The organism is Sideroxyarcus sp. TK5, assembly GCF_054601595.1.
Genome location: NZ_BAAHSJ010000006.1, coordinates 50769 through 65914, shown reverse-complemented (window position 1 = coordinate 65914; position 15146 = coordinate 50769). Strand labels below are relative to the sequence as shown.

15 protein-coding genes are annotated in these 15146 nt (G+C 61.0%); 6 read left to right on the top strand and 9 right to left on the bottom strand.

Features of this window, described 5'->3' with window-relative positions:
* The first annotated feature begins 5 nt into the window (after positions 1 to 5).
* Both crcB and ACYPYQ_RS11000 read left to right on the top strand, forming a co-directional pair.
* On the top strand, positions 6 to 398 hold the full coding sequence (gene crcB, locus ACYPYQ_RS11005; protein ID WP_459723887.1) for a fluoride efflux transporter CrcB: 393 nt from the start codon (positions 6 to 8) through the stop codon (positions 396 to 398).
* 1 nt (position 399) lies between these two features.
* Positions 400 to 726 (top strand): DUF190 domain-containing protein, encoded by a 327-nt coding sequence (locus ACYPYQ_RS11000; protein ID WP_459723886.1) that lies wholly within the window; start codon positions 400 to 402, stop codon positions 724 to 726.
* Positions 727 to 730: 4 nt separating this feature from the next.
* Here the strand turns inward: ACYPYQ_RS11000 and ACYPYQ_RS10995 are convergent, their stop codons facing one another.
* From ACYPYQ_RS10995 to ACYPYQ_RS10980, 4 genes are all read right to left on the bottom strand, one after another.
* Positions 731 to 1117 carry a DUF2934 domain-containing protein gene (locus tag ACYPYQ_RS10995; protein WP_459723885.1) on the bottom strand — a complete coding sequence of 129 codons (387 nt, stop codon included), beginning with the start codon at positions 1115 to 1117 and terminating at the stop codon, positions 731 to 733.
* 91 nt (positions 1118 to 1208) lie between these two features.
* The gene (locus ACYPYQ_RS10990; protein WP_459723884.1) at positions 1209 to 1964 is read right to left on the bottom strand and encodes a fused MFS/spermidine synthase; all 756 of its coding nucleotides are present in this window, start codon (positions 1962 to 1964) and stop codon (positions 1209 to 1211) included.
* Positions 1964 to 2491, bottom strand: a complete 528-nt coding sequence (locus ACYPYQ_RS10985; protein ID WP_459723883.1) for a DUF2937 family protein — start codon at positions 2489 to 2491, stop codon at positions 1964 to 1966. Before ACYPYQ_RS10985 ends, ACYPYQ_RS10990 begins: the two co-directional genes overlap by 1 nt.
* A gap of 7 nt (positions 2492 to 2498) precedes the next feature.
* On the bottom strand, positions 2499 to 3353 hold the full coding sequence (locus tag ACYPYQ_RS10980; protein ID WP_459723882.1) for an NAD(P)H-hydrate dehydratase: 855 nt from the start codon (positions 3351 to 3353) through the stop codon (positions 2499 to 2501).
* Positions 3354 to 3425: 72 nt separating this feature from the next.
* Here ACYPYQ_RS10980 and purL point away from each other — a divergent pair, with 72 nt between their 5' ends.
* The 4 genes from purL to ACYPYQ_RS10960 all read left to right on the top strand — a co-directional run bounded on the left by purL (position 3426) and on the right by ACYPYQ_RS10960 (position 10448).
* A complete protein-coding gene (gene purL, locus ACYPYQ_RS10975) occupies positions 3426 to 7307 on the top strand; it encodes a phosphoribosylformylglycinamidine synthase (RefSeq protein WP_459723881.1) in 3882 nt (1293 codons plus the stop codon).
* 76 nt (positions 7308 to 7383) lie between these two features.
* Positions 7384 to 9000 (top strand): diguanylate cyclase, encoded by a 1617-nt coding sequence (locus ACYPYQ_RS10970; RefSeq protein WP_459723880.1) that lies wholly within the window; start codon positions 7384 to 7386, stop codon positions 8998 to 9000.
* Positions 9001 to 9241: 241 nt separating this feature from the next.
* A complete protein-coding gene (locus ACYPYQ_RS10965) occupies positions 9242 to 9898 on the top strand; it encodes a thiopurine S-methyltransferase (protein WP_459723879.1) in 657 nt (218 codons plus the stop codon).
* A gap of 16 nt (positions 9899 to 9914) precedes the next feature.
* A complete protein-coding gene (locus ACYPYQ_RS10960) occupies positions 9915 to 10448 on the top strand; it encodes a histidine phosphatase family protein (RefSeq protein WP_459723878.1) in 534 nt (177 codons plus the stop codon).
* A gap of 7 nt (positions 10449 to 10455) precedes the next feature.
* Here the strand turns inward: ACYPYQ_RS10960 and ACYPYQ_RS10955 are convergent, their stop codons facing one another.
* The 5 genes from ACYPYQ_RS10955 to ACYPYQ_RS10935 all read right to left on the bottom strand — a co-directional run bounded on the left by ACYPYQ_RS10955 (position 10456) and on the right by ACYPYQ_RS10935 (position 14988).
* Entirely contained in the window at positions 10456 to 11031 is a 576-nt protein-coding gene (locus tag ACYPYQ_RS10955) for a rhodanese-like domain-containing protein (protein WP_459723877.1), read from the bottom strand.
* 29 nt (positions 11032 to 11060) lie between these two features.
* Positions 11061 to 11219 carry a hypothetical protein gene (locus ACYPYQ_RS10950; RefSeq protein WP_459723876.1) on the bottom strand — a complete coding sequence of 53 codons (159 nt, stop codon included), beginning with the start codon at positions 11217 to 11219 and terminating at the stop codon, positions 11061 to 11063.
* Positions 11220 to 11267: 48 nt separating this feature from the next.
* Positions 11268 to 11528: a KTSC domain-containing protein gene (locus ACYPYQ_RS10945; protein ID WP_459723875.1), complete on the bottom strand. Its 261-nt coding sequence runs from the start codon at positions 11526 to 11528 to the stop codon at positions 11268 to 11270.
* Between the two features lie 27 nt (positions 11529 to 11555).
* On the bottom strand, positions 11556 to 12446 hold the full coding sequence (locus tag ACYPYQ_RS10940) for a hypothetical protein (RefSeq protein ID WP_459723874.1): 891 nt from the start codon (positions 12444 to 12446) through the stop codon (positions 11556 to 11558).
* A gap of 181 nt (positions 12447 to 12627) precedes the next feature.
* Positions 12628 to 14988, bottom strand: a complete 2361-nt coding sequence (locus tag ACYPYQ_RS10935; protein WP_459723873.1) for a sensor domain-containing diguanylate cyclase — start codon at positions 14986 to 14988, stop codon at positions 12628 to 12630.
* Positions 14989 to 15146: the final 158 nt, after the last annotated feature.

Below are 15146 nucleotides of genomic sequence, written 5' to 3'. Positions count from 1 at the left end.
CAACGATGCTGACGCTCAATGCCTTCCTCGCAGTCGGACTGGGCGCTGCATGCGGGGCCTGGCTGCGCTGGGGGTTTGGCATCTGGCTCAATCCCACGCTGGCCGAGTTGCCGCCGGGCACACTCGCCGCCAACCTGGTCGGCGGCTACCTCATCGGTATCGCCATCGCCTTCTTCATGCAGCATCCCGGCCTGTCGCCGGAATGGCGCTTGTTCATCATCACCGGCTTCCTCGGCGGCCTGACGACCTTCTCGACATTCTCGGCCGAGACGGTCGCCCTGTTGATGCGCGGACAGTATGCCTGGGCGTCCGGCATCGTCGCGGCACATCTCGGCGGTTCGTTGCTGATGACGGTGCTGGGGATACAGACTTACAAATGGTTCAATGCGGGGGCGTGATATGCAAAGCAATGTCTATCTCAAGTTCTACCTGACCGAGAAGCAACTGCATCAAGGCAAACTGATGTCCGAGTGGCTGCTGGAGACGGCACGCGCACTGGGTGCGCCGGGCGGCTCGGTGTTCCGCGCAGTCGCGGGTTTCGGCAAACACGGCCGCCTGCACGAAGAGACGTTCTTTGAATTGGGTGCGGACTTGCCGGTACAGGTGGAGTTCGTGCTTGAACCTGCGCGTGCCAACCAGTTGCTGGGCGTCATTGCGGCAGAGAACATCTCCCTGCCGTATGTGCGCTATGTCGTTGAGTGCGGCAATACCTTGCCGCAAGCCTGAAACATTACTTCCCGGACAGCATCGATTCGATCTGGATCTCCGCAGCGATCCAGTAGTCCATCGCACCTCCGGAAAAGCCGTTCTTCTCTGCCAGGAAATAGGCGGCATCCTGCACCATGCGATAACGCTGCTCCGGCGAAGGCACATATTTCTCTGCGGACTTGCGTGTTGCCGTTTTTTTCGGTGCAGCGGCTTTAACGGCAGCAGGTTTTGCGGCTGTGGTCTTGCTTGCGGCGGCAGGCTTCTTCGCTGCTGCCTTGGGGGCGGCGACCTTTTTGTCGGCCGGTTTGGCAGCGGCTGGCTTTTTGGCGGCAGGCTTGGCTGCAGCAGCCGGTTTCTTGGTCGCGGTCGCAACCTTCTTCGTCGTGGTGGCGGATTTTGCAGTAGCCATGATGTTCCCCTTTAAGTGAAATTCGGTATGCCGGACTATGCCTGAAAGCCTGTCCCTATAGCGATTCTACACACTTCCTGTGACACCGAGATTAAATCGTCAGCGTACCGCCCTTGCAGGTATGGGCTTGTTCGATGCGGGTGATGGTCGGCAGCAGATTCAAGCCTGTCTTGTTCTTCATCTTCTCCGCCTCGTCCTTCAGATCGTCCAGCGACATTTTGATCGGTTTGCCGCGCGCAGCGATGGCGATCACGTTGCCGCTGTCGCATGACGGGAAGGCCAGCGCGCGACCGTCGAAGGTCGCGGAGATGCGCTCGAAACTGGCTTTGTAGCCGCGTGTGCGGCCGAGCAGATTCACCGCCATGATGCCGTTCTCGTTCAGGCGCGCGTAGCAACTTTCATAGAACGGCGACGTGTCGAGTTCACCCGCGCGCGCGTTCTCGTCGAAGCCGTCCACCAGGATCAGGTCGAACTGCTTGTCGTATTCCTCCACGAAACGCGCGCCGTCGCCGATCACGATGTTCAGGCGCAGCGGGTCTTCCGGCAACTTGAAGAACTGCTTTGCAGCGGCCACCACGCCGGGTTCGATCTCCACCACTGTCAGGTTCGACAGCGGGTAGTTGCGGTACAGGAACTTGGTGATGGACGCCGCACCCAGACCGATCAGCAACACGCGGCGCGGAAAACGCGTACCTTCGCGCAGCAGCAGGCTGGCCATCATCTCCTTGGTGTATTCCAGTTCCAGATTCCACGGGCGCGCGATACGCATCGCCCCTTGTATCCAGAGCGAGCCGAAATGAAGATAGCGGACACCCGCCTCCTCGCTGATGTCGATGGGATAACTCATTACTGTAGCTTGGTGGTTTTAGTATTGAATGTGTTGCGGGTCAGACGGCGAGCCAGTGCGAGCAGGGCTTCCAGCAACAGCAGCAGCGACAAGGCGAAGCCCGCGCCAAAGAATAGTGCGTCCTGGTTCATCGGCACGTTGTAGCTGAATTGTCCCAGCGTCTCGTCGATCATCTCGCGGTCACCGTTGAAAAGCACTCGGAACGCTTTCACCGGCAGGCTGGCTTGCAATGCAGCGAGGTCAGCCTCGAAACGCAGCTTGCGCTGCACCATCTGTTCGATGGCCGAGCCTTCTTCCTGGAAAGGTTTCTCGCTGCTGCCGCGATGCAGCGCGATCAGCTTTTCCATGTCGCCCGCGAAATATTTGTCGGCGATGGCCTGGAACGGTTGCAGGTTGACGGTGACCTCGCGCAGATGTGCATCCACCCGCTTCTGGTACTGATCGACGAAGTTCGGGACCTGCAGGCCGAGCAGCAGCGCGACGCAGGCGACGACGATCATCAGATAACGGTAGAGAGGGTCACCCATTTTGTTCTCAGTTTGTCGCCATCCGGTTCAGCAACCAGCGCGCCCATTCGGTGACTTCGGTGGCGCTCATGCCTATGGTGGCGACCTGTTCGGCCAGCGCATCACCGGCCGCGCCGTGCAGATGCACCGCCAGCAACAGCGCCTCGTCGCCTGTCAGCCCCTGTGCGATGAAGGCGGCGATCATGCCGCTCAATACATCGCCCATGCCAGCCGCGCTCATGCCGGGGTTGCCGGTCTGGTTCACGTATACCTTGCCGTCGGTACCGGCGATCAGGCTGTCCGCCCCCTTCAATACCACGCTGCCGTGATAGCGCTTGGCGATGTCCAGCACCGAGGCGACGCGTGCTTCCTGCACTTGTTCGGTCTTGAGATGCAGCAGACGCGCCGCCTCGCCGGGATGCGGCGTCAGCAGCGTGGGGCGCTTGCGCTCGAACAGCATGCCGCGCAGGTCGGGGCGTTCGGCCAGGATGTTCAGCGCATCTGCATCCAGCACCAGCGTCGCATCCAGCTTGATCGCATCGAACAGCAGTTTCTGCGCGGGCAGGCTGCGGCCCAGGCCGTTGCCGATGGCCACTACGTCCAACCCCGGCAACTTGAGCGCATCCTGCGCACGGTGCACCATCAGCTCCGGCATGCGCATGTCCACCAGCGGCATCTTGTCCGCCAGCAGGCCGACATGCACCGCGCCCGCGCCCATCTTCAGCGCGGCACGCCCGGCCAGAAAGGCCGCGCCTATCATGCCCTTACCGCCGCCGAGGATGGCGACAGTACCGAAATCGCCCTTGTGGCTGTCTTTTCGGCGCGGTTTCAGGAAGGCGGTGACCTGTTTCGGGGTCACAGGGGTGGGGCGGGGGAGCTTCATGCGGTTTTCCTCGGGTCGTAGAGAGTCGGCTGCATTATAATCGCTGCCTGTATTCAACGCCGTTCATAAGCCATGTTCCTCACTCTGACAGGTAAAGCCGCTCTCTCATCCTTCCGTCTCGACAAACTGCGCGCAGCCCTGGCTGCCACCGGCAGCGGCGTCACCCTCGAAGACACCCGACATTACTATTTCACCGAGCTTTCAGAAGAACTGGGCACAGAGGAACTCGCGCTGCTGCAACGCCTGCTGAGCCTGGATGAGCAGGCCGCAGCACCCAAGCTTGCTGCCGGCACACAGTCTGTACTGATCGTGCCGCGTCTGGGCACCATCTCCCCCTGGTCGTCCAAGGCCACTGACATCGCTCGTCATTGCGCGCTGCCGCAAGTGATGCGCATCGAGCGCGGCGTCACCTATTACCTGAAGAGCAAGAGCGGCAAGCCGCTGAGCGCCGCCGAGCAGCAAGCCGTGCTGCCCTTGCTGCACGATCGCATGACCGAGTCCGTGGTGTTCGAAATTAATGGCATCGAAGCCAAAATATTCCAGCACGGCACCCCGCAACCGTTGACCACGGTGGACATCCTCGGCGGCGGCAAGGCTGCGCTGGAGACCGCGAACAAGGCCATGGGCCTGGCACTGTCGACTGACGAGATCGACTATCTGGTGGAGAACTTCGGCAAGCTGGGCCGCAACCCGACTGACGTGGAACTGATGATGTTCGCGCAGGCCAACTCCGAGCATTGCCGCCACAAGATCTTCAACGCCGACTGGATCATCGACGACGAAAAGCAGGCCATCTCGCTGTTCGGCATGATCCGCAACACGCACAAGCTGCACCCGCAAGGCACGGTGATCGCCTATTCGGACAACTGCTCCGTGATCGAAGGCGGCGACTTCGAGCGTTTCTACCCGCGCGCCGACGGCAGCTACGAGTTCAGCAAGGAGCGCACCCACATCCTGATGAAGGTGGAGACGCACAACCACCCGACCGCTATCGCGCCGTTCGCCGGCGCGGCCACCGGCAGCGGCGGCGAGATCCGCGACGAAGGTGCGACCGGTATCGGTTCCAAGCCCAAGGCAGGCCTCACCGGCTTCACCGTGTCCAACCTCAACATCCCCGGCTTCGCACAACCGTGGGAGGTTGACGCCATCGGCAAGCCGGGCCGCATCGCCTCGCCGTTGCAGATCATGATCGACGGCCCGCTTGGCGGCGCGGCGTTCAACAATGAATTCGGTCGCCCCAACCTCACCGGCTATTTCCGCACCTTCGAAGAGAAGGTGAACGGCGAAGTGCGCGGTTATCACAAGCCCATCATGCTGGCCGGCGGTGTAGGCAACATCAGTGACAAGCACACCAGGAAACACGATCTGCCCAAAGGCGCACTGCTCATCCAGCTGGGCGGCCCCGGCATGCTCATCGGCCTGGGTGGCGGCGCGGCGTCGTCGATGGATACCGGTGCCAACGCCGAGAATCTGGACTTCGATTCCGTGCAGCGCGGCAATCCCGAGATGGAACGCCGCGCGCAGGAAGTCATCGACCGCTGCTGGCAGATGGGCGAGAACAATCCCATCCTGAGCATCCACGACGTGGGCGCGGGCGGTATCTCCAACGCCTTGCCCGAGCTGGTGCACGGCGGCGGCATGGGCGCGCGTTTCGAACTGCGCGAAGTGCCGAGCGAAGAACACGGCATGTCGCCGATGCAGATCTGGAGCAACGAAGCGCAGGAGCGTTACGTGCTCGCCATCGCGGCCGAGCGTCTGGAAGAGTTCCAGGCCATGTGCGAACGCGAGCGCTGCCCGTTCGCCGTGCTCGGTACCGCGGTCGATGAAGACCGGCTGGTGGTGCATGACAACGAATTCGACAACAACGCCGTCGATATGCCGCTCTCCGTGCTGCTGGGCAAACCGCCCAAGATGACGCGCGACGTGAAGCGCGAAAAGGTCGCGCTGAGCAAGTTCGACACCCGCAACATCACCATCAAGGACGCTGCCGAGCGCGTGCTGCGTCTGCCCTCCGTGGCTGACAAGACCTTCCTCATCTCCATCGGCGACCGCACCGTGGGCGGCTACACCGCACGCGACCAGATGGTCGGCCCGTGGCAAGTGCCGGTGGCCGACGTTGCCGTCACCACCTTCGGCTACAACACCTTCGCGGGTGAGACCTTCGCCATGGGCGAACGCACGCCCATCGCCGTCATCAATGCACCGGCCTCCGGTCGCATGGCCATCGGCGAAGCCATCACCAACATCGCCGCCGCGCAGATCGCCAGGATCGGCGACATCAAACTCTCCGCCAACTGGATGGCGCCCGCCGGTCACCACGGCGAGGATGCCGCGCTGTACGACACCGTGAAAGCCGTCGGCATGGAGCTGTGCCCGCAACTTGGTATCAGCATCCCGGTCGGCAAGGATTCGATGAGCATGAAGACCGCATGGGAAGAGGGCGGCGAGAAGAAGACCGTCACTGCGCCGCTGTCGCTCATCATCTCCGCCTTCGCCCCCACGCCGGACGTGCGCAAGACGCTCACTCCGCAACTAGTGGCCGCCACCGACACCGTGGTGCTGCTGTTCGATCTGGGTTGCGGCAAGAACCGCCTCGGTGGTTCTGCGCTGGCGCAGGTGTACAAACAAGTGGGCGACGAAGCGCCGGACGTGGATGACGCCAACAAGCTGAAAGCCTTCTTCAACCTGATCCAGCGCTTCAACCGCGAAGGCAGACTGCTCGCCTATCACGACCGTTCCGACGGCGGCATGTTCGCCGCGCTGGCCGAGATGAGCTTCGCCTCGCACGTCGGTCTGGACGTGATGCTGGACGAACTGAAGGGCGACGACCTGGAAGTGCTGTTCAACGAAGAGCTGGGTGCCTTGGTGCAAGTACGTCGTGCCGATCTGGCAGACATCTTCGTGCTGTGCGAGGAAGCAGGCCTGGTCAACGTGCACGAAGTGGCGCGCCTCAACACCAGCGGCACGCTCAACGTCATGCGCAACAAGCAGACGGTCTATGAAGAGAACGCCATCGCACTGCGCCGCATGTGGTCCGAGACGACTTACCAGATGCAGAAGCTGCGCGACAACCCGGCCTGCGCGCAGCAGGAATATGACCGCATCCTCGACGCCAAAGACCCCGGTCTGCATGTGAAGCTGTCCTACGACCTGAACGAGAACGTGGCGCCCGCGCTGCTCACCTCCCGTCCCAGGATGGCCATTCTGCGCGAGCAGGGCGTGAACGGTCATGTCGAGATGGCGGCCGCGTTCGACCGCGCCGGTTTCCACGCGGTGGACGTACACATGAGCGACATCATCAGCGGCCGTGTGAAACTGGAAGACTTCAAAGGCGTGGTCGCCTGCGGCGGCTTCTCCTACGGCGACGTGCTGGGCGCGGGCGAGGGCTGGGCCAAGTCCATCCTGTTCAACCCGCGCGCGCGCGACGAGTTCGAGGCCTTCTTCCAGCGCAACGACACCTTCGCATTGGGTGTGTGCAACGGCTGCCAGATGATGAGCAACCTGCATGAGATCATCCCCGGTGCCGAGAACTGGGCGCACTTCTCGCGTAACCAGTCCGAGCAGTTCGAAGCGCGTTTCGTGATGGTGGAAGTGCAGCAGTCGCCCTCCATCCTGTTCGACGGCATGGCCGGCAGCCGCATGCCCATCGTCGTGGCACACGGCGAAGGCTATGCCGACTTCGGCAACACCAAGCGCCTGCACGCCGCACAGGAAGTGGTCACCCTGCGTTACATCGACCACTACGGCAAGCCGACCACCACCTATCCGCTCAACCCCAACGGTTCACCGCAAGGCATCACCGGCCTCACCACCCCGGATGGTCGCTTCAGCATCATGATGCCGCACCCGGAGCGCGTGTTCCGCGCCGTGCAGAACTCCTGGTATCCGAAGGAGTGGAAAGAGAACGGAGCTTGGTTGCGCATGTTCCAGAATGCGAGGAAGTGGGTAGGCTGAAAATAGCAACAGGCAGTACAGAACGATAATAAAAGACGGGTGTACGCGCCCGGACGAGCGGCACGAGGAGAGTAGGATGACGAATCTATCGGTACGCGCCAAAGTGTTCCTTTGGCTGAGCATGATCTTGGCTGTGAGCGATGCATTGTTCGTCTGGATCAACTACAGGGCGGAGCAGGCGCGCTTCCAGAGTCATTTGGAACAACGCGCCGCTCACCTGCACGATCTGTTCGAGGTCGAGCTGGGCAATACTGCATTGAGCATGCAACAGACCGCCACCTTTGTCGCCTCCATGCCCGAGGTCCAGCAGGCCTTCCACCAAGGGCGGATTGCGGTGGATCAGGAAGGCGGCGGTGCAGGTGGCACGCGCGCCAATCTGGCCCGCGAACGTTTGCTCAAGCTCGTCAGCGCACCCTGGCAGGAACTGCGTGACCACTACGACACGCGTCAGCTGCATTTCCAGTTCGGCGACAACGCCACCTCGTTCCTGCGCGTACATGCTACCGACCGCTTCGGTGACGACCTCGAAGGCGTGCGCCATACCATCTTCCATGCCCTGCGCGACCAGCGTTCGACCAAGGGCTTCGAGTGCGGGCGCATCATCTGCGGTATCCGCGGTGTCACACCGGTGTTCCTCAACGGCCACCATGCCAAAGATGGGCGATTCATCGGCGTGCTGGAAGCAGGCACCTCGTTCCGCACCTTGCTTGAACTGCTGGAGAAACCCAGTCAGGCCAAGTTCGCCGTGCTGCTCTCGATGTCGCACCTGAGCGATACCTATTTTCCCGATCGTCTGGAAAAGCTAAAGAAAGAGAATCCACCTCTTAATGGCAACCTCGTCGAGGCCACGCTGCATCCCGAGGTTAGAGAACTGCTCCTGAATCCGCAGATCGCCCAACTGGTGGAGCAGTCGGGCACTCGCTGGTTCAAGGTCGGCGAACGTCATCTGGCGTTCACCGCTTTCCCCTTGCGTGACTATCTCGGGCAGCAGGACGCGCAGCGTGCGGCGGTCGGCACCGTCCTGGCATGGATGGATGTCGAACAGGACGTCGGCCAGCTCAAGCGCGACCTTTCCATCAACATCGCCTACGCGCTGATCGCATTCCTGTTGATCGAGACCATGCTGTTCTTCGCGCTGCGCCGCGCAACCTTCAGTCTGGAAAGGATGATCGCCAAGCAGACCGCCACCTTGCGGGATATGGCGGCGCACGACGAATTGACTGGGCTGTACAACCGGCATTACCTCGACGAATTCCTGCAAAAGGAATACGCCAGCGCGACCAGACATGGCCGCACCTTCACCATCGCCATCCTGGACCTCGACCACTTCAAGCTGATCAACGACAACTATGGTCATCTGGTGGGCGACCACGTGCTGGTCGATGCCGCCGGCCTCATCAAGAACCGGTTGCGCACCTCCGACCTGGCCTTCCGCTTCGGCGGCGAAGAGTTCCTGCTGGTGTTCCCGGACACAGACATCGAGGAAGCCAGACGTCTCTGCGAAGAACTGCGACTGCAACTCAGCGGACGCGGACTGGGCGGCCTGGAGGCCGGCAACATCACCGCCAGTTTCGGCGTGGCCCAGATGGCGGTGTCAGGCGAATCGCTGGACACCTTGCTCGCCCGTGCCGACAGCGCGCTCTATGCGGCGAAGGACAAAGGAAGGAACAGGGTGGAGGTGGCAGGGGGGTGATGCGTACCGAGCGTCGAGATGTGTGTGCAGGATGAAATGGCGACTTGGGTCGCCATTTTTATTGAGGCCTGCCCACGTGTGTTTTAATTTGTTGGTTAAGGAATAGCGTGAGTGCCAATAACGCAGTCATGGTCAATCCGGCAGGATGGGTTGGTAAACTTTGCGCATGCAATATGGCCCTTCGATACGCCCGTTATGCAGGCTACTCAAGGCGAACGGTTGATTTTATTGAGGTGTTCAAATGAAGAAGGAATTCTGGCTGGAGCGGTGGGAGCGGGCGGAGATCGGTTTCCATCAGAACGAGATCAATCCGTATCTGCTGAAGTACTGGGGCGAGTTGCATGCGGCGCAGGGCGGCGAGGTTTTCGTGCCTTTGTGCGGCAAGAGTCTGGATATGGTTTGGCTGCGCGAGCGGGGACATACGGTGCTGGGGGTAGAGCTGAGTGCCATCGCGGTGCGCGACTTTTTCTCGGAGCAGGGCAAGTCGCCTGCGCATACGCACAGCGAGAAGTTCGAGTGCTGCGAGGCGGAGGGCATCCGCATCCTGTGCGGGGATTTCTTCGATCTGCGCAAAGAGGATATGGCGCAAGTGCGTGCGGTATATGACCGCGCTTCGCTGGTGGCGCTGCCGCCGGAGATGCGCGAGCGCTATGCGCGGCACCTGGTGGAGATATTGCCTCCCGGCTCGCAGGTGTTGCTGGTGACGTTCGATTATCCGCAGGAGCAGATGCCGGGGCCGCCGTTCGCGGTGTCTGAGGCGGAGGTGCGGGCGCTCTATGCGCCTTATGCGGAGATCCGTTTTCTGGAGCAGGCGGATATTCTGGAACGCGAACCGCGCTTCAAGGCGCGCGGTGTGACGAGGATGCAGGAGAACATCTTTCTGCTGATGTTGAAGTGATGGTCGGGGGAAGCAGATGAAGGTCGTTCTGGTGCGCCACGGTGAGAGTGAAGGCAATGTGCTCCACGAGATCAATGACGATCCCGAGCGAGTCGTGAATCTCACTGCGCGCGGCAGGCAGCAGACTGAGGCGGCGGCCGAACGCTTGAGAGGGATGCCGTTCACGCATGCTTACGTGTCCGAGTTCCCTCGTGCGCAGCAGACGATGGACATCCTGCTGCGGCACCATGCCTTGCATCCGGTGGTGGATGCGCGTTTGAACGAACGCATCTCCGGCATGGACGGGCAGCATGTGGATAGGTTCAACGATCTGGTGCGTCCCGATTATCTGCACATCAAACCGCCCAAGGGCGAGTCGTTCATCGAACAGATGGCGCGGCTGAAGAGTTTCCTCGACGAGGCGGCCTTGCGGCATCCGCAGGGGACGGTGCTGGTGGTGTCGCACGAGAATCCGATCATCGCGGTGCTGACGTTGTTGAGTGCGACACAGGAAACGACTTGCCTGCAGAAACTGGGCAACTGCAGCTCGGTCGAGATCGAGTGGGGATGAGTTTGGCTCAGGCGGTGGTGAGACCGAGCGCGCACCAGTCCTGCATGCCGCCGCGATACCACTTCAGTCTTTCTGCCGGATAGCCGAGCGAGAGCAGCGTGCGGATATAGTTCGGTGTCTGGCCGCACCAAGGGCCGTTGCAGAAGATGGCGAGGGTGCGGGCCTTGCTGAAGTCGTAGCTGCCGTTGTTCTCTTTCGCGCCGAACAATTCCGCTAAAGTCTTTTTCACGCCGGGCAGGTCGGTCGCATGACCTGCCATGTTCTGCGCGTAGGGCACGTTCACCGCACCGGGGATGGTGACTTTCTCATACCAGTCCGGGGTGCGCGAATCGATCACCATGTATTGCGTGTCACCCGCTGCGATGCGCTGCAGGTAGTCCAACACTTCCAGTTCACCGAACGTCTCGATGCCTGCTGCCAAGCGCATCGGCTGGATGCAGTAGGGCGGGCAGGGGCGGGCGGTGGGGGCGTATTCGGCACGGATCGTTGCCGCAGGATCCTGCTCGCGGCGAATGGTGACGGCTATCCCTTTGTGCAGCACGTCTGCCGTGGGGAGTCCCACGGTGATGTTGTATTCGGTCATGTTTTTTGGATTGTGAATCGGATATTCGACTAAGAACCGGCAGCTTCTTTTTCCTTGGCGCATTCCGGGCAGCCTTCGCTGGGCAGGAACACGATGCCGTGCTTGGGGCAGCGCTGGAGGATGACGGTCTTGCCGTCGTGCTCGCCTTCTTCGCTGAGGATGATGGGATCGCGGTCTGGTTGGCTCATGGTCTCCTCCTCTTGTTATTCAAAGTGCCGGGAACGATGTTCCGGTGTTCAGTCTGCCGGGCCGAACAGTTCATCCAGCGGGTTCTTGCCTGCAGGGGCATGGGCAGAGACCTTCCTGACGGTGAATTCTTCCTCGATGTTGTCGCGGAAGAAGCTCCACGCAGCGCCGGAATTGGCGAGTCTGCGCCAGAGGTCCTCTCCGACTCCAAGGTATTGCAATGCATCGCCGTTGTCCAGTTGCACTTGCAAGATGCGTGCGCGCGCGTCGTAGCCGATGGCGCGCAGTCTCCCTGAGTCGATCTTCTTCATTTCCACGCGGATATATCCTTCAACGGTTCACTGCAGGATGAACGAAGTCTTGAGGGGCAGATTGGTGCGCCCGACGTTGTCCTTGAGCGTGATGCTGATCTGCCATGCGCCGTAGGGGTCTTCTTGCTCACCGATGAATCTGATCACGGGGGCGGAGAGGTAGAGGTAGTTCGGCTGGCCTTTGAGCGCACCCTTGAAGCAGGTGGCGTCGGTCTGCTGGAACGAGGCGCTGCCGTCTGGCTTGCGCAGGTCGATGTCGCAGCTGATGTCGGCACCGCCTTGTTCATCGAGTTTGGGATTGCTGAAGAAGGTGAGCACGTAGACGGGTTTGCCTTTGGCGACGGTTGCGGCCATGCTGAAACGGGGGGTGGCATCCGTCTGTGTCTCCCATTTTGTCTTCCAGTCATCGTCCGCAGTGACCAGCAGCCAGCCGCCGAAGCCGTTCTGCGCTTTTCTCGCATCGGAGTCCGGTTGCATCCGGCCTTGCGTGTCCTTCCAGCCGGTCTCGATCTTTTTCAGCTGGATCTGGATGGGGCGGGACATCATCAGCGCAACCAGGGTGTATTCCTTCTCACCGGGGTGGAGGATCGAATCCTGACGGCAGAATGCGAAGGCCTGGTTATGCACGCATGTCGGGTGCGTCTCGCTCAGTTCGTTCCCGGAGAAGAAGGTGGCAAGGTCGTGCGGCGAGGATTCCTGCAACATGCAGTTGCGCGAACAGGTGGCGCTGGCCCAGCTGCCGTCCGGTTGCAGTTGCTCGACGTTCCATTGGCCGTCGCTATGCGAGACGAAGAAGGTGAAGTCGGTGATGTGGCCGTCGCGGTGGACGACGGCGTAGTTGCCGCTGTCGGACTGGTCCAGCGCATGGGCGTGCCATGCCATGATCAGCAATGTGGTGACTGCAAACAGGTACTTCATTGTTCTTTCTCCCCTGAACGAACAAGTCTGATGCCGGCTGTTCCCGGTGGTACAGGAACCGTGTCTTGCGCCAGCCTCCTGTTCCGGGGATCCCGTCTTCGGCCCCTCACCGTGCATGCGGTGCGATGTACCTCGACGGTCTGCAAGTCGGCTGCGAATGTATGGGTAAGCCCGATCTCTGTCAATGGGCCTGCCCGGCCGGTTCCGGCGGGGTGTACAGCGAGACGCGGTTGCGCCCCGCTTCTTTGGCGTTATACATGGCGATGTCGCCGTGGCTCAGGATGTCATACTGGTTGTCCTGCTTGCCGTCGAACAGGGTGATGCCGATGCTGGTGGTGCATTCATGCGTGACGGCGATATTCTTGTTGTCCCTGAACCGGGTCAGCTGATAGGGCCTTGCCAGCGTGGCGACGATCTTTTCCGCGACCACTTTGGCTTGCTTGTACATCTCTTCCCGGCTGCTGGACTGGTCGCCGAGTATGACCACGAACTCATCGCCGCCGAAACGGGCGACCGTGTCGATCTCGCGTACCGTGGCGGTGAGGCGGCGTGCGACCTCGATCAGCAACTGGTCGCCGACCTCGTGGCCGCACTTGTCGTTGATGGGTTTGAAATTATCCAGGTCGAGGAACAGCAGTGCGCCGTAGGCGTCGTTGCGTTTGCTGTTGGCGAGCGATTTGGAGAGCCGGTCGCTCAGCATGCGCCGGTTGGGCAGGCGAGTGAGCGGATCGAAGAATGCGAGGGAGTAGATCTCCTGTTCGATCTCCTTGCGTTTGCTGATGTCGCGGCAGAAGGCGATGTTGTATTCCAGTTCTCCCAATTGCACATGATTGGCCGAGACTTCCACCGGGATGATGCTGCCGTCCTTGCGCCGGTGACGGGTCTCGAACAGCTGGGATCTGTCTTTTTTTAGCGCTTCCCAGTGCAGCTTCCATTGGTCCTGGGGGAAGTCAGGATCCAGGTCCGGTATGGAGAGTCGCATCAGCTCTTCCTTGCTGTAGCCCAGCGTCTCGCAACCCTGGTTGTTGACGTAGCGGATGCGACCGTCCTTGTCCAGCCAGTAGATGGCATCGAATGCCTTGTCCATGGCGAACATGGAGAGCTGGAGCTGAGCGTCGGATTCCTTGCGGTCGGTGATGTCCACGCCGCTACCGATGTAGCCGAGGAAATCGCCCTTGCTGTCGAAGCGGGGTACGCCGTGGTCGACGATCCAGCGGTATGTGCCGCTGTGATGTCGCAGGCGATATTCGAGCGTGAATTCGCGCCGGGCATCGAAGGCCAGGATGTAGGTATGCAGACAGTTCTCCCGGTCATCCGGGTGGATGCCTTCCGCCCATCCCGATCCCAGTTCCTGTTCCACTGTGCGGCCGGTGAAGTCCAGCCAGACCTGGTTGAAATAGGTGCATTGCTTGTCCGGGCCGGCGAGCCAGATCAGCACGGATTCGTTCCTGGCCAGTACGCGCAGGTTCTCTTCGCTCTTGCGCAATTCTGCGACGGCGACCTTTGCCTTGTGCAAGGCTGCACGCGACTGGGTGAGCGCGGTGATCAGGAAGTAGAGCAGGATACTGGTCAGCGTGCCGCTGAAGAAGATCGTCTTGGCCTTGCTGTAGTCCAGCCCGGCTCCCTTCAGGGTGTGGTGCTCGGTCATCAGCGTCCATTCATGTCCGCCGAATTCCAGATGCTGCTGGATGGTGACGGGCGGTGTCGCATTGTTTCGCATGGTCAGATTGGAATAGAGCAGGGAACTGCTGTCCAGCTCCCGTCCATCATAGATACTGATCTGGAGTGGCGTCTCTTTGTCTTCCGGTTTGGCGGCACCGAGGGCGTTCTCGACCATGTCCCTCATGCGGAACGGGCTGTACACCCAGCCATACAGCGCGGCACGACGCTGGGCCACGGTCTCGTGTGGCATCCCTTTCCGGTACAGCGGGAGATACATCAGTGTGCCCGCCTGGACATCCTCGGCGGTCTCCTGCACGAGCGTCACTTTTCCGGAAAGTGCTGCGGCGTCCGTGTCGCGCGCGCGTTCCATCGCGACGCGGCGGGTGGGCTCGGAATACATGTTGTAGCCGAAGGCGCGCAGGTTGCGCCCGGTGAACGGCTCAAGATAGACGATGGCGGTGTAGTGCTCAAGATCCTGCTTGGGCCACACTTCGTAGTCCGGGAACCCTTCGCTGCGCACCGATGCGACGTGCGCGGCGAGCCGGTCGCGGGGTATCCACTCGGCATAGCCTATTCCCTGCACACTCTTGAAGTGATCGTTCAGCTGTATGCGATGGGCATAACGCTTCCATTCATCGCGTGTCACGCTGGCGGAGGCGTCGAAGAAAGCGGCGGCCCCCAGCAAAACCTGTTCGTGCGAGGCGAGCATGCCCAACAGGTGCATGCGGACCTCGTCGGCATCTGCGGCAAAACGTTCGTGCGCGATCTTGTCGGCATCGATCTTCGCGTCGAGGCTGAAATACAGGGTGATAGCCATACCCGCAAGCATGACCGCAAAGGCGTACTTGCAGAATTGCTTCACATCAGCCACGAGGTGCATGGCGGATCTTTCAATCTGCTTCACTGACACTGGATTCCCCTTGGTGCGGACTTAAACCGGCTTAATCCCTCTGCGGGGATACATGCTTGCGCCAGCCTCCTGTCCGGGAATCTCGTTGACCTTCCTCCAGCGTGCGTGCGGTGGGGTGTGAGCTCAGC

Bases quoted from the DNA above. Each gene is read 5' to 3' on its own strand.
- ACYPYQ_RS10955 (WP_459723877.1), bottom strand. From the start codon at position 11,031: ATGACCGAATACAACATCACCGTGGGACTCCCCACGGCAGACGTGCTG.
- ACYPYQ_RS10995 (WP_459723885.1), bottom strand. From the start codon at position 1,117: ATGGCTACTGCAAAATCCGCCACCACGACGAAGAAGGTTGCGACCGCG.
- ACYPYQ_RS10950 (WP_459723876.1), bottom strand. From the start codon at position 11,219: ATGAGCCAACCAGACCGCGATCCCATCATCCTCAGCGAAGAAGGCGAG.
- crcB (WP_459723887.1), top strand. From the start codon at position 6: ATGCTGACGCTCAATGCCTTCCTCGCAGTCGGACTGGGCGCTGCATGC.
- ACYPYQ_RS10985 (WP_459723883.1), bottom strand. From the start codon at position 2,491: ATGGGTGACCCTCTCTACCGTTATCTGATGATCGTCGTCGCCTGCGTC.
- ACYPYQ_RS10965 (WP_459723879.1), top strand. From the start codon at position 9,242: ATGAAGAAGGAATTCTGGCTGGAGCGGTGGGAGCGGGCGGAGATCGGT.
- ACYPYQ_RS10935 (WP_459723873.1), bottom strand. From the start codon at position 14,988: ATGCACCTCGTGGCTGATGTGAAGCAATTCTGCAAGTACGCCTTTGCG.
- ACYPYQ_RS10960 (WP_459723878.1), top strand. From the start codon at position 9,915: ATGAAGGTCGTTCTGGTGCGCCACGGTGAGAGTGAAGGCAATGTGCTC.
- ACYPYQ_RS11000 (WP_459723886.1), top strand. From the start codon at position 400: ATGCAAAGCAATGTCTATCTCAAGTTCTACCTGACCGAGAAGCAACTG.
- ACYPYQ_RS10990 (WP_459723884.1), bottom strand. From the start codon at position 1,964: ATGAGTTATCCCATCGACATCAGCGAGGAGGCGGGTGTCCGCTATCTT.
- purL (WP_459723881.1), top strand. From the start codon at position 3,426: ATGTTCCTCACTCTGACAGGTAAAGCCGCTCTCTCATCCTTCCGTCTC.
- ACYPYQ_RS10970 (WP_459723880.1), top strand. From the start codon at position 7,384: ATGACGAATCTATCGGTACGCGCCAAAGTGTTCCTTTGGCTGAGCATG.
- ACYPYQ_RS10940 (WP_459723874.1), bottom strand. From the start codon at position 12,446: ATGAAGTACCTGTTTGCAGTCACCACATTGCTGATCATGGCATGGCAC.
- ACYPYQ_RS10945 (WP_459723875.1), bottom strand. From the start codon at position 11,528: ATGAAGAAGATCGACTCAGGGAGACTGCGCGCCATCGGCTACGACGCG.
- ACYPYQ_RS10980 (WP_459723882.1), bottom strand. From the start codon at position 3,353: ATGAAGCTCCCCCGCCCCACCCCTGTGACCCCGAAACAGGTCACCGCC.